This is a genomic window from Nostoc sp. UCD121, from assembly GCF_014222285.1.
Taxonomy (GTDB): domain Bacteria; phylum Cyanobacteriota; class Cyanobacteriia; order Cyanobacteriales; family Nostocaceae; genus Nostoc.
Genome location: NZ_JACKZS010000147.1, coordinates 1 through 20,223 on the forward strand (window position 1 = coordinate 1; position 20,223 = coordinate 20,223).

21 protein-coding genes and 1 pseudogene are annotated in these 20,223 nt (G+C 40.8%); 13 read left to right on the top strand and 9 right to left on the bottom strand.

What is annotated here, in order from left to right:
• A pseudogene (locus GNF10_RS25160) lies at window positions 1-365 on the top strand (DNA polymerase IV); the annotation flags it as partial.
• A gap of 66 nt (window positions 366-431) precedes the next feature.
• Here GNF10_RS25160 and GNF10_RS25165 read toward each other — a convergent pair.
• The 3 genes from GNF10_RS25165 to GNF10_RS25170 form a co-directional block, all read right to left on the bottom strand.
• A complete protein-coding gene (locus GNF10_RS25165; protein ID WP_185582317.1) occupies window positions 432-1,658 on the bottom strand; it encodes a cytochrome P450 in 1,227 nt (408 codons plus the stop codon).
• 346 nt (window positions 1,659-2,004) lie between these two features.
• Complete coding sequence (locus GNF10_RS38860) at window positions 2,005-2,127, bottom strand: hypothetical protein (protein WP_260446160.1); 123 nt, start codon at window positions 2,125-2,127, stop codon at window positions 2,005-2,007.
• Window positions 2,128-2,339: 212 nt separating this feature from the next.
• Window positions 2,340-2,540, bottom strand: coding sequence for a hypothetical protein (locus tag GNF10_RS25170; protein WP_185582318.1), 201 nt, complete (start codon window positions 2,538-2,540; stop codon window positions 2,340-2,342).
• Between the two features lie 142 nt (window positions 2,541-2,682).
• Here GNF10_RS25170 and GNF10_RS25175 point away from each other — a divergent pair, with 142 nt between their 5' ends.
• Window positions 2,683-3,000, top strand: coding sequence for a DUF2786 domain-containing protein (locus GNF10_RS25175; protein WP_185582319.1), 318 nt, complete (start codon window positions 2,683-2,685; stop codon window positions 2,998-3,000).
• A 22-nt stretch (window positions 3,001-3,022) separates the two neighbouring features.
• Here the strand turns inward: GNF10_RS25175 and GNF10_RS25180 are convergent, their stop codons facing one another.
• The 3 genes from GNF10_RS25180 to GNF10_RS25190 form a co-directional block, all read right to left on the bottom strand.
• Window positions 3,023-4,390, bottom strand: a complete 1,368-nt coding sequence (locus GNF10_RS25180; RefSeq protein WP_311774210.1) for an IS4 family transposase — start codon at window positions 4,388-4,390, stop codon at window positions 3,023-3,025.
• Window positions 4,391-4,570: 180 nt separating this feature from the next.
• Window positions 4,571-4,840 carry a hypothetical protein gene (locus tag GNF10_RS25185; RefSeq protein WP_260446161.1) on the bottom strand — a complete coding sequence of 90 codons (270 nt, stop codon included), beginning with the start codon at window positions 4,838-4,840 and terminating at the stop codon, window positions 4,571-4,573.
• Window positions 4,841-5,123: 283 nt separating this feature from the next.
• A complete protein-coding gene (locus GNF10_RS25190; protein ID WP_185607257.1) occupies window positions 5,124-7,910 on the bottom strand; it encodes a WD40 repeat domain-containing protein in 2,787 nt (928 codons plus the stop codon).
• Window positions 7,911-8,114: 204 nt separating this feature from the next.
• On the opposite strand from GNF10_RS25190, the gene GNF10_RS25195 reads away from it, so the two are divergent.
• The 3 genes from GNF10_RS25195 to GNF10_RS25205 all read left to right on the top strand — a co-directional run bounded on the left by GNF10_RS25195 (window position 8,115) and on the right by GNF10_RS25205 (window position 11,461).
• A complete protein-coding gene (locus tag GNF10_RS25195) occupies window positions 8,115-10,013 on the top strand; it encodes an ArsA family ATPase (protein ID WP_260446187.1) in 1,899 nt (632 codons plus the stop codon).
• Window positions 10,014-10,058: 45 nt separating this feature from the next.
• Window positions 10,059-10,343, top strand: a complete 285-nt coding sequence (locus tag GNF10_RS25200; RefSeq protein ID WP_185580491.1) for a hypothetical protein — start codon at window positions 10,059-10,061, stop codon at window positions 10,341-10,343.
• 299 nt (window positions 10,344-10,642) lie between these two features.
• The gene (locus GNF10_RS25205; RefSeq protein ID WP_185580490.1) at window positions 10,643-11,461 is read left to right on the top strand and encodes a hypothetical protein; all 819 of its coding nucleotides are present in this window, start codon (window positions 10,643-10,645) and stop codon (window positions 11,459-11,461) included.
• 126 nt (window positions 11,462-11,587) lie between these two features.
• Here the strand turns inward: GNF10_RS25205 and GNF10_RS25210 are convergent, their stop codons facing one another.
• The 3 genes from GNF10_RS25210 to GNF10_RS25220 all read right to left on the bottom strand — a co-directional run bounded on the left by GNF10_RS25210 (window position 11,588) and on the right by GNF10_RS25220 (window position 12,808).
• Window positions 11,588-11,989, bottom strand: coding sequence for a hypothetical protein (locus GNF10_RS25210; protein ID WP_114085073.1), 402 nt, complete (start codon window positions 11,987-11,989; stop codon window positions 11,588-11,590).
• 12 nt (window positions 11,990-12,001) lie between these two features.
• Entirely contained in the window at window positions 12,002-12,310 is a 309-nt protein-coding gene (locus GNF10_RS25215) for a hypothetical protein (RefSeq protein ID WP_185580489.1), read from the bottom strand.
• Between the two features lie 243 nt (window positions 12,311-12,553).
• Complete coding sequence (locus tag GNF10_RS25220; protein WP_185582035.1) at window positions 12,554-12,808, bottom strand: gas vesicle protein GvpG; 255 nt, start codon at window positions 12,806-12,808, stop codon at window positions 12,554-12,556.
• A gap of 214 nt (window positions 12,809-13,022) precedes the next feature.
• On the opposite strand from GNF10_RS25220, the gene gvpN reads away from it, so the two are divergent.
• The 8 genes from gvpN (at window position 13,023) to GNF10_RS25260 (ending at window position 19,986) form a co-directional block, all read left to right on the top strand.
• Window positions 13,023-14,195, top strand: coding sequence for a gas vesicle protein GvpN (gene gvpN / locus GNF10_RS25225; RefSeq protein WP_185582034.1), 1,173 nt, complete (start codon window positions 13,023-13,025; stop codon window positions 14,193-14,195).
• Window positions 14,192-14,542, top strand: coding sequence for a gas vesicle protein (locus GNF10_RS25230; RefSeq protein WP_185582033.1), 351 nt, complete (start codon window positions 14,192-14,194; stop codon window positions 14,540-14,542). The genes gvpN and GNF10_RS25230 overlap by 4 nt, the downstream gene beginning before the upstream one ends.
• The gene (locus GNF10_RS25235; protein WP_069071675.1) at window positions 14,529-14,963 is read left to right on the top strand and encodes a gas vesicle protein K; all 435 of its coding nucleotides are present in this window, start codon (window positions 14,529-14,531) and stop codon (window positions 14,961-14,963) included. The genes GNF10_RS25230 and GNF10_RS25235 overlap by 14 nt, the downstream gene beginning before the upstream one ends.
• Before the next feature lie 36 nt (window positions 14,964-14,999).
• Window positions 15,000-15,743 carry a GvpL/GvpF family gas vesicle protein gene (locus GNF10_RS25240; protein ID WP_185582032.1) on the top strand — a complete coding sequence of 248 codons (744 nt, stop codon included), beginning with the start codon at window positions 15,000-15,002 and terminating at the stop codon, window positions 15,741-15,743.
• Between the two features lie 336 nt (window positions 15,744-16,079).
• A complete protein-coding gene (locus GNF10_RS25245) occupies window positions 16,080-17,903 on the top strand; it encodes an AAA family ATPase (RefSeq protein WP_185581974.1) in 1,824 nt (607 codons plus the stop codon).
• Between the two features lie 143 nt (window positions 17,904-18,046).
• The gene (locus GNF10_RS25250; protein WP_185581972.1) at window positions 18,047-18,736 is read left to right on the top strand and encodes a GvpL/GvpF family gas vesicle protein; all 690 of its coding nucleotides are present in this window, start codon (window positions 18,047-18,049) and stop codon (window positions 18,734-18,736) included.
• Between the two features lie 239 nt (window positions 18,737-18,975).
• The gene (gvpA, locus tag GNF10_RS25255) at window positions 18,976-19,197 is read left to right on the top strand and encodes a gas vesicle structural protein GvpA (protein WP_012408764.1); all 222 of its coding nucleotides are present in this window, start codon (window positions 18,976-18,978) and stop codon (window positions 19,195-19,197) included.
• 81 nt (window positions 19,198-19,278) lie between these two features.
• Window positions 19,279-19,986: a gas vesicle protein GvpC gene (locus GNF10_RS25260; RefSeq protein WP_185587070.1), complete on the top strand. Its 708-nt coding sequence runs from the start codon at window positions 19,279-19,281 to the stop codon at window positions 19,984-19,986.
• The last annotated feature ends 237 nt before the right edge of the window (window positions 19,987-20,223 follow it).

Here is a 20,223-nt window from a genome sequence, read left to right on the forward strand (position 1 = left end):
CCATTGGTGCAGAAACCTCATTTGCACAGGACTTAAGTGATATCAGCCAGATGTTACAAGAACTCGAACAGATTGCCAAAATTGTCGAGCAACGGTTAGAGAAGCATGAAACACGAGGACGCACATTAACATTGAAAGTCAAATTCTCTGATTATCAGCAGCTAACCCGCAGTAAGACAATGCTTGCTCCCATCAGCGAACTCTCTACGATTTTTGAGATAGCCAAAGCGCTGTTTGAATCTATTGATTTGGAAAACCGCAGTATCAGGTTGCTGGGGATTTCCTTGTCTAATTTGGATAACGCCAAACAGACTCAAGTCATTCAACTGCCACTATTTCAAAATGCAGATATCACTTGGAAGTGATTGACTTAGTTCTATTTCTATGGATATCCCTGAAACAAAAATCTATTACACTTCAAGGGAAGTATTTCAAAAATTGAAAGCAACAGGCATTGATTTCATGCCCCTCAAGGAAGGGTTTTCATACCATTCAATCCGATCTGTATCTAACCGCAGATTAGGCAAGCGTTGGACAATGGTATTTATAGCTATTTGTGCCTCAAGTCTGCCAAGGGATGCGCCGAGGCAAAAGTGGGTTCCTTTGCCAAAAGCTAAATGCGGGTTTTGTGAACGTGTAATATCTAATTTGTCCGGATTGAAGAATTGCTCAGGGTCACGGTTAGCAGAACCAATCGCTAGAAATAGGCGCTGCCCTTGGCGAATTTGTTGACCATTGATTTCGAGATCGGTAAGTGCTATGCGGGCTTGCCGTTGTACTGGGCTATCGTAGCGCAAAAACTCCTCCACAGCAGTTGTGATTAAGGAAGGGTCATTCTTTAACTTTTGCATCTGACTGGGATTTGTGAGTAAAGCAAGTAAGCCATTAGCAATTAAGTTAGTGGTAGTTTCATGGCCTGCAAAGGTTAAGAAAACACAATTTGATAAAATTTCTTCGTCATCAAGTGAATTTTCTTTCTCTTGTGCAAAGATGAGGCTACTTATGAGATCATCTTGGGGTTGACAACGACGTTCTTCCAGTATGAAGTGGAAGTATTGTTTCATTTCCAGAAGACTTTTTTTAGCATTAGTCAAAATTTCTGTGTCCATACGGAACAGTCCAAAAAATTTAGCGAAATCTGATGACCATTTCTTAAACTGTTCGTAGTCTTCGGAATTTGCACCCAGCATTTGTGTAATAACGATTGCAGGTATTGGGTAAGCTAAATCATGAATAATATCTATGTTACCCCGTTTATAAATACCATCGATAAGTTGGTTTACTAAAGAGTGAATACTGGGTGCCATACTGCCAATAATATGAGGAGTGAATGCTTTATTAAATAGCGTGCGTAGACGTGTGTGTTCTGGGGGGTCGCAAAACAGCATCCACTTTGATAAACTTTCCAAAAGTGGAAATATATTCTGTTGCTCTAATTGGGATAATTTGCTAATTGGCGGACGTTTAGCCGAAATCCGTTTGTCTTGCATTGCAAATGCAACGTCTTGATAACGCATCAGATACCAGCCCCCCAAAAAATCATTCCAGTAAACAGGCTCTTGTTGCAAAATCCGACGATAAGTAGGATAGGGATTGGCAAAGACTTCTGGGGCAGTTAGATTATATCGGTCTTTTTCTGGATTAGTTAATGATGTCATTTGTCTCAAGAACACTTACTTTCAAGGCACTTGCTCATTCAGCTTACTATGAACCTATTCCACGAATAAAGTATAAAGATTACGGGAAACCATTACCCAACAGAGGTATCAACCGCCCCAGTAGGGGAGATCCATAAAAATAAATCTCCAGCCAAATTACAAACGAATAATCGACTACGCCCACGATCCCGCATTTCTCACAAGCTCCCCTGATCCCTTCGCAAGTGAAGTAATAAGTAATGAGTAATGAGTAATGAGTAAAGAATCTTACTTATTACTCATTACTTATTTAATTAATGAGATATGGTGAGAAATCCAGGACGATCCACCCACGAAGGCTAGGGATTTATTTCGGTTTTGTGCCAGAACCAGAGAAGGATAACCCCCAAAGAACAGCCAGCATTTCAAATGCTGACCAATCCCCCAAATCTTCGCCATGCTCCAGATACCCGGCGATCAGCAATTCCAAATTCAAATTTTGACAACGGGTACAGTTTAGCTTGAGGATAAAATTGAACTGGAGAATCGTACTATCAGATTGTTGGGGATTTCTTTCTCTAACGTTGACAATGCCAAACAGTCACAAGCGATTCAATTGCCCTTATTTCAGAATGGGGACATCATATTTTAGCGCAGGTGTGAGCCCCACTTTTAAAAAGCTCAGTTGCCATCGTAAGCATTTTACAAGCTCATCAACGATTGCAATTGTGTGTCTGAATTATCTCCCAATTCTTGTTGTAATTGGGATAGTTGGTTTTCTAACACTTCAGCAGTATGAATGAGATTCGATTCTTGGGCTATTTTTAGCTGAGTTTCTTTAATAGAGATTTTTCTCACCAGTTCATTCACTGCATCGACTGAATCATCATTTTCAGTAATCATGGCTTTATCACGAATATCCGTTTTTAGCAGGAATAATTGCTACAAAGCTTGCTATGTATGAATAAAAATTAGCTACATTTTTCATTTTACACAAGTATATTAAAAAAGATATTTCCTTTCAAAACTTGCTTAAGTGATACCAATGCAGACACAGGTGTTAGAACTAGAAAAAATCGCTGACAAAATTAGAAAACTATTCGCACTGAGCCAATCTCCCAACGAAGCAGAGGCAAGCGCCGCCGCAGCTAAAGCCCAGGAAATGCTAACCCGACACAATTTATCGATCGCCTCACTCCAAGATTGGACACCTCAACCACTAGAAGAAGAAGTCATTCGCCAGTTTAAACGCATGACATCATGGAAATTTATTTTACTAAGTGGTGTTTGTTGGGGGAATTATTGCTCTGCTATCACCAGACACTACCATAGCGGGTCTAAAATGATTATCGAATGGCACTAAGAAAAGCGGAAAGCCTTATCAATTAAGCAGTTTGCAATTGATGACGTAATTCATATCTGGGCTTGGTCAATCTGGGGTAAGCTTTGGGGCGACGTTTAGTGACTCGTGGTTCGCTGCGTCCAGGACGGTCGGGAACAGCCTTGTGAGCAATAACTTTAAGTAAAGTCCAATAAATTTGAAAACGTTTTGTTGAAGTTGCAGCTAAGAATTTGGGAATAAAGTTATTTAAATGGTGGCGAGTACCTTGCAGTGATAGGCGTAACGGAGGATTACCGTAAGTAGTACCCGCAGACCACATCAAACTACGAAGTAAATTATAGGCAAGCAAATAAACATAAATTTTTTTGCGTACCATTGAGGGGGTTTTACAGCGCAAAACATCCATTCCCAAAGTAGTTTTAAGATGTCTTAAATCCAATTCAACATCCCAACGTTTACCGTAAAGTCCAACAATTTCGAGAGTAGAATAAGAAGATTTATCTAAAAGAGTAGTAATTAAGCTGACTTGTTGAGTGCGAAAACCAGGAATAACAATGTAGTAGTAAATTTCCCGCACAGTGATGGAAGAAGGTAGAGCATCAAATTCATCTTTATTCAATCCTTTTGGACAACTTTTAGGCTTATACCAAGTAACTAATTTGTCACAATCTCCAACAATTTTGCCTTTTCGCATGGTTGCTGTGCGAGATTGATGCTTCCGAAATATAGCATCACAATCGAGTTTGGTAATCGTAACCATATCGGCATAAGCGCAAAAAGCTCTATCCCCTAAAAGTACATCGTTGGGTTTGAGAAAACTGTACAACCTCCTCGCTAATTTAATATCATGAGTGTTAAAAACGTCTATGCAGAGCGCAGTAGCGGCTCCTGTAAATAAACTGAATATCACACCAATTTTGGCAATAGGGAACCCACATCCGGGCTGTTGACTACTGGTTTGAGGGTATTCTTTTTGGTTCTCTACAGTGTCAGGCATGGAAACAGATGAACCGTCTATTACCTTCACATTTCGACCACACCATAAATATTCTTCTGTAACTTTTTCTCCTAGATTTTGTGCCGTTGAGTTGAAAAGTTTCTCTAATAATTTTTCTGGTAATCTTGCCCTAGCTTGACAATATCCGCTTGTATCTGTTGACGGAATTTCTACTTCTTCACCAGCTAAATAAGCAATTATTTTACTCACAGCATTATGGCAAGTTTTATCCGGATCTAAAACCTGCGATAAAAACGCCCACAACGTTATAATTGGGTCAAATAATCGCTTTTTATATTTGATTTTTAGCTCAGATATTGCAAGTCTGATCACCGATTCCGGTAATAGTTCTTTGAAAGGTAAACCTAAACTTTGGTTAAATTTATCCTTGAGGATTTGTACTCTTAGTGTCACAGTAGTGTTTATGATGTTGGCTTATTCGTCTCAGAAAAGTATTTCACGGACGAGTAAGCTTTTTCTACCTCCAGAAACTTTTTAGGCAACTGTACATCATCTCTTCATCAGCGTTCGTCCTTGACGTTGCCGTTCGCGCAGCGTCAAGGACAGGAGAAGGCATCGCAGCTACTTGTGCCATTAATTACTGCGCTCTCTGGCATTAAAAGCTGTAACCCCTATTCCGCATACCTTAGAGCTTTTCTTAGTGCCATTCAATTCTAAATCAAAGGTCGTCTTTTTTGATTCAATTAGGACAATCCATAATTTACCTTGCAGAACTAAAACATCAATTCTGCCCCGTAAAATTTCATCATTATCTCCTTGTGCAACAATATCAACGGATACCTCGGTTTTAAATCTGTAAGGTGCTTGATAGAAGCCTGCAAGTTCAAGTAATGGTGATAGCACGACCACCTATCTCTTCACCCTCTTCTTTTGGCTAAGGTATTGCTAGTAGTGTACCAACCCAAAATTGCTACGTGGAGGTAAGCAAGGGAGCAGGGGAGCAGGGGAGAGATTGTATAAGTCTTTCCCCTCTGCCCCTCTGCCCCTCCGCTCCTCTGCTGACCACAACGCAAAGTTTCCTTGGTAGACTACTAGATGGTAATACAGCTGGGGTGACATCAACCTCTTTAGAAGCGGCGCAGGATGCATTCAAAACTTTTATTGCAGTTGTCAACCGTAGTCCGAGTTATTGGTTCTCTGTGGGTACTGATTGCCAAGCAAGGCTATGTTTCCAGTGCGATGTGAAATTAAGTTGAACTGCTTGCTTAAAGTCCTCCAAAACTTCTGAAAAAGCTTTCTCTTTTAGCTTTGCTGCACCTTGGTTGTGCAACTGTTTAGGGCATTGTGGATTCCATACATATTTTTGACAAGTTTCGTGGGCAATTTCTATATCACTGCTATTTTCAGGATTTTGAAAGACGGGATGATAATGTAACCTGTTACAGCAAACTTGCAACCATTCTTGCCACCCACATTGCCACAAGCGGACTGTTCCATCAAGACTACCACTAGCAATCAGTTTACCATCAGGGCTAAAAGCTGCGGAATTTACCCAATACTCATGTCCCTGCCAAGGTTGACCAATGGGGTTGCCGTCTATATCCCACAAGCGCACTGTCAAATCATTGCTGGCACTGACAATCCACTTACCATCAGGGCTAAAGGCGGCAGAATTGACTTCTTTTTCATGTCCCTGCCAAGGTTGACCAATGGGGTTGCCGTCTATATCCCACAAGCGCACTGTCGAATCATTGTTAGCACTGGCAATCCACTTACCATCAGGGCTAAAGGCGACAGAATTGACCCAACTCTCATATTTGCCCTGCGATCGCCCGATGACCCGATCTTGTAGTATTTGATGTAGCTCCCACAAACGCACAGTGCGATCGCCACCACTGATAATCAGCTTGCCATCGGGGCTAAAAGCTAGGGAATTAACCTGTCCTGCATGTCCCCGCCAAGGTTGAGTGATGGGGTTGCCATTGATATTCCACAAGCGTATTGTGCGATCGCAGCTACCACTAATAATAAACTTGCCATTAGGGCTAAACGCTACAGAATTTACGTGTCCTTCATGCCCGTGCCAAGGTTGACCGATGGGATTACCTTGGATGTCCCACAACCGCACTGTAGAATCACTGCTACCACTGACAATAAACTTGCGATCGGGGCTAAAGGCGGCGCAAATAATTTTTGCCTCATGTTTGTGCCAGGGTTGAGTGATGGTGTTACCTTGTAAATCCCACAAACACACCGTTCCGTTAAAACCAACACTGATAATGCGTACCCCGGAGGGGTTGGCGCAGCCATCGCCATTTAGGCTAAAGGCGACGGAAATAACTCCTTCCTTATGTCCGCGCCAAGGTTGAGTAATGGCGTTACCTTGTAAATCCCACAAACACACTGTTCCGTCAAAACCAACACTGACAATGCGTACCCCGGAGGGGTTGGCGCAGCTATCGCCATTTAGGCTAAAGGCGACGGAAATAACTCCTTCCTCATGTCCCTGCCACGGTTGAGTAATGAGATTACCTTGTAGATCCCATAAACACAAAATTCCGTCAATACTGCCGCTAACAATAAACTTGCCATCAGGACTAAAGGCTACAGAATTCACCTCTAGCTCGTGCCCCAACAAAAATTGAGCAGTAGGATTGCCAATGATATTCCACAAGCACACCGTAGAATCGCTACTGCCACTGGCAATAAACTTGCCATCAGGACTAAAGGCTACAGAATTCACCTCTAGCTCGTGTCCGCGCAAGCTGTTTGCCTCTGTGGGTGTGTTCATTGCTTCCTTTAAGCTTCCCAAAACAGGAGCTAGAAGCTGGTTTGGGTATTTCTCTAGATTTTCACCCATTGTTTGAATTGCCAGCACCAAACCCTCTAGCGGTTGGACAGGAAGTAAATTCAAAACCCTGGCGGATTGTTCGCGCAGTTTTAATTCTGTCAGTGCAAGGTTTAACTTTTGAATCTCTTGTTCTTTTTCTCTCAAATGGCGATCGCGCGATCCAACAATAGTATTAATAAATTGATTAGCTTGTTCGCTTAAATAACCAAACCTTTGCTCTTTTAGTTCTTTATAAGTCTTTGTCTTCAGAACCCGGGTTGCAATATTTTCCCTTTCCCACAGCACATCTAAGGTGTATGCCAGAAGTGGTAAATAATCATTTTGTTGGTGAAAATCATGAATAATTTGTTCAACTAGCCCTTGTTCAAAGGTAACGCCATTTTTAGCAGCAGGTTCAGCGATCGCTAACTTTAATTCTCCATCGCTCATTCTAGTGAGTATACGACTATAGTGATCGTGGATCTTCGCAAGTTGGGGATACTCACTAAATCTATCCAAAAAATCAGATCGCATTGTTAAAACAATTTTGACAGAGCTATCCTGCTGCTGGATCAATTGAAAGAGACTAGCAAAAAATTTATCACGTTCCGGTTTTTGAGTTTTCGTAAATAGTTCTTCAAATTGGTCAATAAAAATCAGAACGCACTGATAATCTTGTTTGAGGAGGGTGACAATTTGAATTAGCAAATTTTCTTTAATATTTCGAGCAATATCCGCTATTTGCGATTTTTTACCATAAGTAGAAGCAAGACATTGATAAAGAGATTTAAAAGGATTTTCATCCGGGTGAAAGCTTATATTAATTAATGAATTTTTATTGTATCCTAAATAAGGAATTAAACCTGCCCGAATCAATGATGATTTGCCAGTGTCTGATGCTCCTAAAAGCAAGAGTACATTATGTTTTTTTAAGTGATCGCCCAGATTAGCAATCCACTTATCCCGACCAAAAAATTTGTTTTTATCTTTAATTTCAAAAGTTTTTAATCCTAAATAGGGAGAGTGTTTTTTGAGTGGACGGCAATGAATATCCTCAAAATTACTGTCAGAAAAAAAGTCGTATTCAGAAATACATTGGACATTACACCCAATATTTATATCGCCTTCAGAACTGTTAACCATCTTATCTCCTTACCTTTGGATACCTCTGGCTAAATCTTTACCTCAGTTATAGTTCATCGGCTAATCTTTGTAAGTAATAAATCAACAAAATTAATTACCAGCCATCCCATCCGTGAAAGATTAAGGTTTTAAATAGCTTTATTCAGCAAAATTACTTAAGTAACTTTCAAAAATATGTAGTAACTTTATCTTAAAACGCCAGAAATGACAAACGGGATGGAACTTTTTGATAACCTACACCTTGCTATGTTTAGCGGCAAAGGTGGAGTCGGAAAAACGACAATCTCCTGCACCTTTGCATGTCGTTGGGCGCAGAAATTTGCCAATGAGCAAATTCTTTTAATCTCAACCGATCCGGCTCACTCTCTTGGAGATGTCTTACAAGTTAGCGTTGATGACATTCCTCGTCCCATAACGGAACTACCCAATCTACTAGTAAGGGCGTTGGATGCAAAACGTCTGCTACAAGACTTTAAAGAACGTTATGGTCAGGTGTTAGAACTGTTAGTGGAGCGCGGTAGTTTTGTTGAAGGAGAAGACTTGTCTCCAGTTTGGGATTTAAATTGGCCTGGACTAGACGAGTTGATGGGCTTGTTAGAGATCCAACGCCTTTTAAACGAGCAGCAGGTAGATAGAGTAGTAGTTGATATGGCTCCTAGCGGTCATACTCTCAACTTGTTTGGATTGATGGATTTTTTAGACACTTTCCTCCACTCTCTTGAACTGTTTCAAGAAAAGCATCGGATTATTAGCAAGACCTTTGCTGGAAGTTACACACCCGATCGCGCTGACGAGTTTTTGCAAACCCTGAAAGCTGAACTGTCACAAGGTCGTCGTCTGCTTCAAGATCCCATTCATACAGCTTGTTTGTTAGTTGCGATCGCCGAACCAATGAGTTGGTTGGAGTCAAAACGATTCCTAGAAGCCTTACAAACCATGCAGGTTCCTTGTGGAGGGTTGTTTGTCAACCAGATCCTTGCTAGTGCGACTGACCCAGATCGTTACCAAGAACAACAACCGCTTATCAGCCAGTATACGGCTCTTGCTAACGGAAAGCCGATGTTTATTCTGCCACAGCAAGATCAGGAGCCTTTGGGAATTGTAGCCCTCAGCCATCTGATCGACCAAATCCATATTCCTCAGCTTGAACCGCTATCTCCTGTTCATCTACTTCCAATTCAATGGCCTGACAAAATTCCTCCTAGCTTTGGAGATTTTCTGACCGAAGGTCGTCGCCTGTTACTAATTGGCGGTAAGGGTGGAGTAGGCAAGACCACAGTAGCAGCAGCCATTGGTTGGGCTATGGCTCAACAACATCCCGATCGCAAAATTCGCATGGTTTCTATCGATCCAGCCCACTCCTTGGGTGATGCCTTTGGTCTGAGTTTAGGACACGAACCATATCAAATAACTGCCAATCTTCGAGGTCAGGAAGTAGATGGCGATCGCATTGTCGATCAATTCAGAGCCGATTACCTATGGGAACTGGCCGAAATGATGAGTGGTGAAACCCAAACAAGCGAATCTATTGAAATGGCCTATGCTCCTGTTGCCTGGCGCAAAATTGTCGATCAAGCTTTACCAGGGATTGATGAAATACTTTCCCTGTTAACAGTAATGGAATTGCTAGAGCAACAAGAAGAAGACTTGATTATTTTAGACACTGCTCCTACAGGTCATCTTCTGCGTTTTCTAGAAATGCCAACTGCATTAGCAGACTGGCTAGCTTGGATTTTCAAACTCTGGATCAAGTATCAGAATGTCCTTGGTCGTACAGAGTTTATGGGACGTTTACGAACTCTGCGACAGCGTGTAGTTAAAGCCCAAAAAGTGCTAAAAGACCCACAACAAGCAGAGTTCATTGGGGTTACACTTAACCAGACTAGTGTACTTGCCGAACAACAACGCCTGTTCAAATCTATGCAAGAAATAGGTGTGAGCCAGAATTACCTTGTTCTAAACCGCTTTACTTCTACAGCAACCATTAATTGCAATGACTGCGATAAAAATTTTCCAGGTTTGACAATAGTTCGCTTACCAATGCTTCCTCGCTCAGTTCAGCCTTTAGAACGCATCCAAGGAGCAGCTACCTGTTTATTTTAACGGCTAATTAGACTAAATACTTTCATACCCAAAGAGAAATTTATTATGCATCGCACTCCAAACCGCAGACAAATTCAAGCCAAATTTAGCACCATGCCTCCTCAACGTTCTCAAGCAACAGCTTACTTAAATGCTTACAAAATGATGTTAGAGAAGGAGCGTTTAGAGGAGGAACTAGAGAAACTCGAAGCACGCCGACATCAGATTCAGCAGCGTCTTGCTATTTTAAACAGTCAAACAATTGCTGAAGATAACACGATCCATCAGCAAGTAAAGACTGATTTAGAGGACAATACACCAAAATTCAAAACCTTAACATTGGAATACTAAGTACTAAGATTTCAGCTGCCTATTCTTCGCAACTTCCTTGCTCAGTCGCACCAAGCAGGGGCGATCGCGTTTTTGGATGTCGGAATCGTGGGGGAAGACAACATGAAAATTTTACTTATTAATCTTAAGGTTGCTGCCCAAACTCGTTGCTATTACACTCGACTTAAGGAGTGGTAATTCAGAAAGGCATTAAGATATTACTTAGGTCAATTAGATTCTCAAGCCAGCTTATTGGCACACTGTTAAATTGCAATAACTTCTAAGTTATAGAAATAAACTAACAATTTCCTCAATAATTAATGCAACTAATTTCTGAGTTAACACCACATCAGGAAGCTTTACTTTGTGAATATAAGAGAAAGTGGCAGTTAGCAGCACTTTCAACACAACCTATTGATACACAAAAAGCGACTCAAACGATTAAAGCTATTTATAAGCAAATAACTAGTGTAGAAGAATTCGACATAATTTTTTTTGATAGTCCATTTGGTATAGCTAATTTAAGTTTTCTCAACTGTATTTATCCGCATGAAGATTGGTGTAATCCTCGAAAACTTAATAACCTCATTAGGCGGATTGAGAAGCAATTACTTAAAAAATGGCTTTTCAGTAATACATTTCATCGATATATTGTATCGCCATTAATCGAAAAAGTTGGGAGTCAGTTGGATATTTGTCTATGGAACTATCTTCAAAAGCAGTTGAGATTTTGGTCAATTATACATAGCCTTATACCTGTAAATTTGCGTGATAGTGAAAAATTATCTCCAGTTTGGAAATCTGCAAAAACAAATCAGCAAAGACGGCTAGAGGGATTGTGGCATTTTTTGGTATCTGGTTTAGTGGTGCCAGATGCAGAGTGTAGTGTCTGCTGCTTACTCGATTACTGCATTTCTGAATTACAATGCTTTCCTGAAGACAATCTTTGGCACATACTTAAAACATTTGTTGCTGACTGTGGTTGGACATTTTTTTTTCAAGATTTCTGTTTTACTTGTAATCGTCCGTATAAAGTGATGCTTAACGAACAGGATCAACCATTATGTGAAAATGAAGCAGTTATTGAGTTTTTAGATGGTTTTAGCGTATTTACTAAGCATGATATATCTCTGTCATAGTATATAAATGCAAGATAGATAAAGATGCGTAGGTTGGGTTGAACGGAATGAAACCCAACTCAGCTTTGCGCTAGGCACCAAAATTCGTTGCTTAGTTATTTCTTATTTCTACTCAATTCCCTAAAATTAGCCAGATAGCTTCACAAGGAATGAAGAATCGACATCTAAAAGCCAATTCTCATCAATAAATTCTAGATTTTCATCATAAACAAGAACCAATTCACCAAGTTTTTGAGCATTGCTACTTGCAGTTTTCGTATTATCAACAGCATCAGCTATGAGCAAAAACTTTAGTTGTAAAAAACGTTCTTCGTGATTAACGCCTATTGAACTGCTAACTAATTCGGCTTCTAGGGTACGAGGTAACGTAATTTTTTCATAATATTCATCTTGTTCATCCCAATAGCCACACACTTTATAATCACACTGGTCAAGATGTTCTTGAACAAGAAGATTAGCATCTAAACTTTGTAATATTTCAGTTAAATCTTGCCAAACTTGATGATTTTTTAATTCGAGTCTTGTCATAGTTATGTGGGTTTAATGTTCTGTTACCAAACCAGGGAAGTGCAATATACCATCAATGAATTTTGCATGAAATCGGCGGTCGCCACCTTTACCTAAGACTTTAGATTTCAAATCGTAGCCAGATTCTTGGGAAGCCACTAACCCAACATTACCGCGAGGAGGTACAAGCCCTTTCTCAATGGCTTTTAAATGTTTCCCCTTCCGATCATATTTTAATCCCAGCTTTATTTGTTCACTGCCAAATAAAACTAGCAGACCACTGATTGAAAGATATACGGTATCAGGTTGAATATCTGCCCAATTATCGGGTAAAGCTTCCATTAAATTTACGAATTACGCAAGTGTCACAAAAAATTAAAACTTTTAGTTTGTAGTGAGGACTAAAGTCCTCACTACAAACTAAAAATAATATGCCAGTTGCGTAAGTCCTAAAATTAATACTTGTATAGTAGAAGCATAATTTATTTAAGTATAATAGCTAACAACGTTTTTAAAATTAACGTGAGTCTCCACCGGAGGCGCACGTTAGTTAAAGCAATAAATCACACAAGCTAGGAAAGAATTTCAATACTCTTGTGTTTGCTCGCGTTCCTCCTGTTCTGCTTCCAGAATCGCTAATAAAAGGGCTTCTTCCTGAATTTCAAACTCTTCTTCAGGAATTTCCCCCATATCAAAAGCAAGTTGGAGTGCAAGAAGTTGCTTGCTGAGATTCTCTTTATCATCAATTTCAGTACTCGCATGTTCTAAAATTTTTTCCCCAAGCCACGTTACCCCCATTAATGGGCCAGTAATCGGTAATAGTAAGAAGCGCAGAACCATATTGCTTTACACCTGTGTGGACTTCTTAAAGGTATCCTCTCAACACCGTAATCATGCTGATGACATAAATATTAAACATTACTAGTCTTGTGTTGATGCCAAAATCCGTTGGATTTGAGTCCAGTTAAGGCTGATTGACATCTGTATTTTATATTTGCAATGTAACAAAAAATACTTTTGTATAACACATTACTATTGAGGAGGTACTTAAAGTTTGACAACAGTATTAAATGCATCTCCCCAGCGATTTGTCAATACACCTGCTGTTCAACGCGTCGCTCAACGTGCTTTGCGCTATCTACAGTCAGGTTTTTCAATACATTTGCGTGGTGCAGCCGGAGTCGGAAAAACTACTCTGGCAATGCATCTAGCTGATTTGCTCAATCAGCCGATCATCCTCTTATTTGGAGATGATGAGTTTAAAACCTCAGACTTGATTGGTAATCAATTAGGTTATACCCGTAAAAAGGTTGTTGATAACTATATTCACAGCGTTGTTAAAGTTGAGGATGAACTCCGACAACATTGGGTTGATGCACGATTAACCCTAGCTTGTAAAGAAGGATTTACGCTCGTTTACGACGAATTCAATCGATCGCACCCGGAGGTAAATAACGTATTACTCTCCGTACTTGAAGAGAGGTTGTTAGTATTACCAACAAACCAACATCGAGCCGAGTATATCCGGGTTCATCCTCAGTTTCGGGCAATCTTAACATCAAATCCTCAAGAGTATTGTGGAGTTCATGCAACTCAGGATGCTTTGATGGATCGTGTTATTACCATCGATATGCCTACACCTGATGAACTGAGTCAGCAGGAAATTGTAGTTCATAAAACAGGCATAGATTCTGAGAAGGCAGAAGTAATTGTCCGCTTAGTACGGATGTTTTGGAGTCGATCTAGTTCTGGACAGGGCGGTGGATTGCGTTCCTGTCTGATGATTGCCAAAATCTGCCACGAACACGAAATTTCCGTAAACCCTGGAGATCCTAGCTTCCAAGATATTTGTGCTGATATCCTGCTTTCTCGCACGAATCAGCCTCTTATGGAAGCAACTCGGCTACTGGAAGAGGTTTCAAGTGAATTCTATCATCGTATAAATACTCAATCTCAGCCGTCAGAGATAATACCAAACAACCAAAATCAGATTGTATTGGAACAGCGAGTACCTTACGAGCATGAAGTCTACAACTACCTGTGTAATTCTCCAGGAAGGCGTTTCTCTGAATTGGCAGTAGAGTTAGGGATCGATCGCAGTCAAATTGTGGCTGCACTCAAATCTCTCAGAGAACAGGGAGTATTAGTCCAAATGCAGGGCAATGCCGAGTCGCCGAACATCTCACAAACAGTTGCTCTTGATTCTGGCCATTTAATAAACAAATGAGTACTAATACTAATCGGGGAGCTATCACCACATCAACTCAAGGTTCTACCTTGGCAGATATTCTAGAACGGGTTCTGGATAAAGGCATTGTTATAGCAGGAGATATTTCTATTTCCGTAGGCTCCACAGAATTGCTCAACATTCGGATTCGTTTGTTGATTTCTTCTGTTGATAAAGCCAAAGAAATTGGAATTAACTGGTGGGAGAGCGACCCCTATCTTAATAGTCAAACTCACGCCTTATTAGCAACTAATCAACAACTTCAAGAGCGTCTTGCCAGTCTAGAAACAGAACTGCGATCGCTCAAAGCACTCAATCCTATTAATCATCAGAATGCAGGCGATTAGCAAATCAAAAGGTTCCGATTCCGGTTTAGCGCCGTTGTTACTGACGGTTGTTGAACTGATACGCCAACTCATGGAAGCTCAGGTGATTCGGCGAATGGATGCTGGCAACCTCAGCGACTCTGAACTAGATCGAGCTGCCGAAAGCCTTCAACAGCTTGAACAACAGGTTGTTAAACTTTGCGAGATATTTGATGTTGACCCAGCCGATCTAAATATTAACTTGGGTGAAATGGGAAATTTACTTCCCCAATCTGGAGGATATTACCCCGGTGAAACCTCTAGTCAACCTTCTATTTTAGAACTTCTCGATCGCCTATTAAATACGGGTGTTGTGGTTGAAGGTGACTTGGATTTAGGACTGGCTCAGTTAAGCTTAGTTCATGCCAAGTTAAGATTAGTACTCACTTCTAAACCCCTGTAACTTTTTTATCTACATTCTTCTTGGTAAGACATTTATATGAGTTTTTACATTTATGGAATTTTGACCTTGCCTGCTCCACAAAATTTAAATTTAGAGGGCTTAGATCGGCAACCTGTACAAATTAAAATTTTGGATGATTTTGCAGTCATCTACTCGGAAGCACAGCAAGAGCGTTATTTAGCCAGCCGTCGTAACCTGCTAAGTCATGAGAAAGTCCTTGAGGAGATCATGCAAGGAGGCGATCGCTATTTACTGCCCGTGCAATTCGGACTTTTGGTTTCAAGCTGGGAAAAGGTTTCAGAGCAATTAATTCGTCCTCATCAAGAAGAATTGACGCAATTGCTTGCGAAGTTATCGGGTTGCCGAGAAGTTAGTGTCAAAGTTTTTTGGGATACCGAGGCAGAAATTCAGGGACTATTGGCAGAACACCCAAATCTCAAAACCGAAAGGGATAAGCTAGTGGGCCAACCCCTGAGTATGGAGCGGGTAATCCAAATAGGGCAAACCATCGAACAGGGAATGAGCGATCGCAAGCAAGGCATCATAGATGTATTTAAAAGCACGCTCAACTCCATTGCGATCGAGGTGGTAGAAAATACTCCCCAAATGGACACAATGATCTACAATTCAGCCTACCTAATTCCTTGGGAAGCAGAATCACAATTTAGCGAACACGTTGAAGCACTCGATCGCCAATTTGAAAACCGTTTGCGAATTCGCTACAACAATTTCACTGCCCCGTATAACTTTGCTCGTCTTCGATTAAGTACAACGGCGTAAATATTTGTAGTTGGGATGATGCAGGAGGGAAGAGGATTTTAGTCTAGTTTATCTTCTTAATTATGGTTAGGTTTTTTTCACCGACTTATTTGTTCCGTTCCAATTAAATTAATTCCTCTCCCTATTGATGCTGTGTCAAATCATAGTTTTTTTTTAACGCAAAGGTACGCGGAGGTGAGCGCAAAGGTACGCAGAGATTTTCTCAAGTTAATTCGCTATGTTCAAAAATATTTAGGGGCATCTTTATAGAGAGTTCGTATGAATAGCAAGAAAAATTGAAACTGTTGAATTTTTTAGAAATTAAATTTTTCTCTACCTTTTATTTAAGTAAAATCAATGGACGACATATTTAAAGGATTTGAACACCTATTAGAAATTGCCAAAGCTTTAGAAGAAAAAGTAGAGAAAGGGGAGTTAAAAACTTCTATTCAAATTCGCTCTCATAATCTCAGTAGTATTCCCCGGCAAGGCAATATTCCGAGAACAAGTAATTCCAGCCGAGTCAGATTCAATTCCACCGATGCAGCTACACCAATGGATGATACTGATGTCACCCCCCCATCAGCTCGGACGAACTCAAAAGCTGCTTGGCAAGGTATCGGCGGCTTGGCTGATGTTCTCCAAGAAATCAGAGAGTTAGTTGAAATTCCACTTAAACGTCCAGATTTATTAGTGAAATTAGGATTAGAGCCTCCGCGTGGGGTTTTGCTCGTTGGCCCGCCCGGTACGGGAAAAACTTTAACAGCCCGTGTTTTGGCAGAAGAGTTAGAGCTAAACTACATTGCCATCAATGGCCCAGAGGTGATGAGCAAGTATTACGGCGAAGCAGAAGCTCGTTTGCGAAGTATTTTTGAGAAAGCAACTCGTTCTGCTCCCTGCTTGATATTTATTGACGAAATTGACAGCCTTGCCCCAGATCGCAGCCAAGTAGAAGGTGAAGTTGAAAAAAGACTAGTGGCGCAGTTGCTTGGGTTAATGGATGGGTTTGCCAAAACCGAGGGCGTAATTGTATTAGCGGCAACAAATCGTCCCGATTATCTCGATCCGGCGCTTCGTCGTCCGGGGCGCTTCGATCGCGAAGTTCAGTTTCGGGTTCCCGATCGCAATGGACGATTGGAAATTCTGACGATTTTGACAAATGCCATGCCCTTGGAGACTTCGGTTAATTTAGGAGCGATCGCCGATTTGGCTGTCGGTTTTGTTGGTGCCGATATCAAAGCTCTTTGTCAAAAAGCAGCCTACATTGCCCTTCGTCGTCAAGTCCCCTCCCTCAACAGTCCCGTTCCTGAGAACATGACTATCATGCAGCAGGATTTTCTCGAAGCAATTAAGGAGATAAAACCCTCAGTTCTCAGGGATGTAGCAGTTGAAGTACCTAGTGTAAGTTGGGATGACATTGGTGGATTGGATGATGTGAAACAAAAACTTCAAGAATCTGTTGAAGGCGCACTCCTCTATCCCGAACTATACGAGCAAACCAAAGCCAAGCCTCCGCGTGGGATTCTGTTGTGGGGGCCGCCGGGAACGGGAAAAACATTACTTGCAAAAGCGATCGCTTCGCAGGCTAGAGCCAACTTTATTGCTGTGAATGGCCCGGAATTACTCAGCCGATGGGTAGGTGCCGCAGAACAGGCAGTTAGAGAACTCTTTCGCAAAGCTCGGCAAGCAGCTCCTTGCGTTGTGTTTATAGATGAAATTGATACCCTGGCACCAGCACGGGGACGATTCACCGGTGATTCTGGAGTTAGCGATCGCGTTGTCGGTCAACTGCTCACCGAATTGGATGGGTTGCATGAATGCCCGAAAGTACTGTTAGTAGGAGCAACCAATCGTCCAGAAGCGCTCGATCCTGCCTTGCTCAGAGCAGGAAGATTAGACTTACAAATAAAAATCGATCTACCAGCTCGAGCCAGCCGATTAGCGATTTTAGGAGTTCACAATCTAGATCGTCCCCTGGTTGATGTCGATTTAGAAATCTGGGCGACAGTTACCGAGGGTTGGAATGGGGCAGACTTGGCTTTGTTAAGCAATCAAGCTGCTTTAAGCGCAATTCGTCGATACCGCGCCCAAGGATTGACTGACTCCAGCTTGATTCAGATTACAAATGATGATTTCCAAGTTACATACCAAATGCTTGCTAATCAGCATCAATCTCAATAATCTCTGACTTGAAAAAAACACAGAAATTCAGAGCAGAAGTACTCATACCGGAATACAGTTCAGTTAAGCGTTTCTTCCTTCTCTTCCTTCTCTTACTTTGTGTCCTTTGCGTCCTTTGCGGTTCGTTTAAATATCCTAAATTTATGTCAATATACGCTTATGCTCTTCTAGCCCCCACCCCATCACCGCTTGTTCTACCCTTCGGGATGGAAAGGAATATTGAACTCGTTTACTCTTCTGGTTTAGCCGCGATCGTAGAGCCGGAAATCTCACTGGAAGCAATACAAGCAACGGATGAGCGTTTACTTCAAGCTGTATTAAACCACGATCGCGTAATTCGAGAACTTTTTCAACAAACTCCCCTTCTTCCCCTACGCTTTGGCAACGGTTTTAGCTCTGTAGAAAAACTGCTGAATCATTTAGAAAAGCACCAAGAGCAATATCTAGAAGCCCTAACTCAGCTAGCAGACAAAGTTGAGTACAGTTTAAAATTGACACCCAGTTATTTACTTGACGATTCTGACACTATTGATGCTAAGGGGAAAGCCTATTTATTGGCGAAAAAACAACGCTACCAAGCACAGCAAGCATTTGAAGCACAACAATGCGAACAGTGGGAACTCTTGAGCCAGTTAATTCTCAAAACATATACAAATGTTATCTGTGAAACTCGACAGTCAGATGTGCGGCAAATCCACTTTTTGGCACAACGCAACGATTCAACGCTCAGTATGCAGCAGCTTTCCCTCTGGCAGGTACAATGCTCGCACTGGGAATTGACACTGAGCGAATCTTTACCACCTTACCATTTTCTGAAAAATACTCTCATGTAAATTCATAAAAAATAATATTTAAAATTTCTTCAATAAAGAATAAAGATAAGTTAATTTTTTATTTAACTTTTTTCAAAAAAACATTGTTAATTTTTCAGTTTTTTTTAATTGTCTGCTATTTCTCTGATATTTTTGGGAATCCTAAATTTAGGAAGAATAAAACACATTGTGTAAGTTTTACCTATTGCTCAATCAGAGCAAGATGAAACCAATAATCAGAGTTGTGGGAGAAAAAGAAAATGGCTGTTGAAAAAGTTAACTCATCTTCAAGTCTGGCTGAAGTTATTGACCGCATTTTGGACAAAGGAATTGTAATTGATGCTTGGGTACGTGTTTCTTTAGTTGGTATTGAATTGCTATCAATAGAAGCTCGGATTGTAATTGCTTCAGTTGAAACTTACTTAAGATATGCCGAGGCAGTTGGTTTAACATCTCAGGCTGCTGTTCCATCTGCTGCTTAACACCAGATTAGAAAAAGGGAGCCTTCATGGCTCCTATTTATATTTAATATTTCTAGTTAACAAAATAGGAGATTTCATCTGATGGCTCTCAAGAATTTATGGGAACAAGAGCGATCGCAGCGATTGCAAATAACTGCTGAACGCCGTCAACAAGTTAACCAGTGGAAACAGCTAACTAAACAAGAATTTCAGATGCAAGCAGATATGCTTCATCAAGAATTGAGCAGTTTTGTTACCAGCCTTCACAACAACAGGAACTTACAAAAGCAGCAATTTCAGCAAGAGATTGTAGAGCGGCAATTGGAAATATTGCAAATAAAAACAGATGTCTGCCAACGCCAGCAAGAATACCGCCAACAGCGGGCAGCAAAGGCTCAGGTATTATTCCAAAACTTGCAAAATTTCCGGGCAATTTTACATAACAGTGTTTGGGATGATCGCAGTCAAGAACAAGCAGTTTCCCCGACTCCTGCTAAAGAAGAAAAATTAGTTGCAACAGTTCCAAAATGGTCAATCTCCCGTTCTGCAATTAAAGCCAATGGTTTTCGTCCTGCCGCCAATAGCATGGCTAAGAAAGCGCCTGCCTTGAATGCAGATAATGTTAAATCTAAAGTGCAGCAATACATTCAGCAAGCTGAAGGAGCTACTCTGATAGAAATTGAAGAGGTGATAGGCTTAAGCCGGGTGCAAACGATAGATATCCTGCGCTCCTTGATCAAGCAAGGGATACTTGAACAACGCGATCGCCAATACTTTATTCGGCAACAAACAATTTCTGGACAAACTTAATTCAAGCTCATTTTTTGTATTTGCAGACTAGCAGAATGCGATCGCTTATGTCTATCGCCTTAAGCAGCAGAGTACAAAATCGATAAGCATTAAAGCTGGTATATGCTTTGTAGTATTCAATATTTACATCTTTTTCAGATCTGTATTGCAACTACATCTGTACAAGCATTTTGCTCAGTACAATATGTAACATGGCAAAAAGTTAACCTATTAATAATTAGTTAACCTATTAATAAT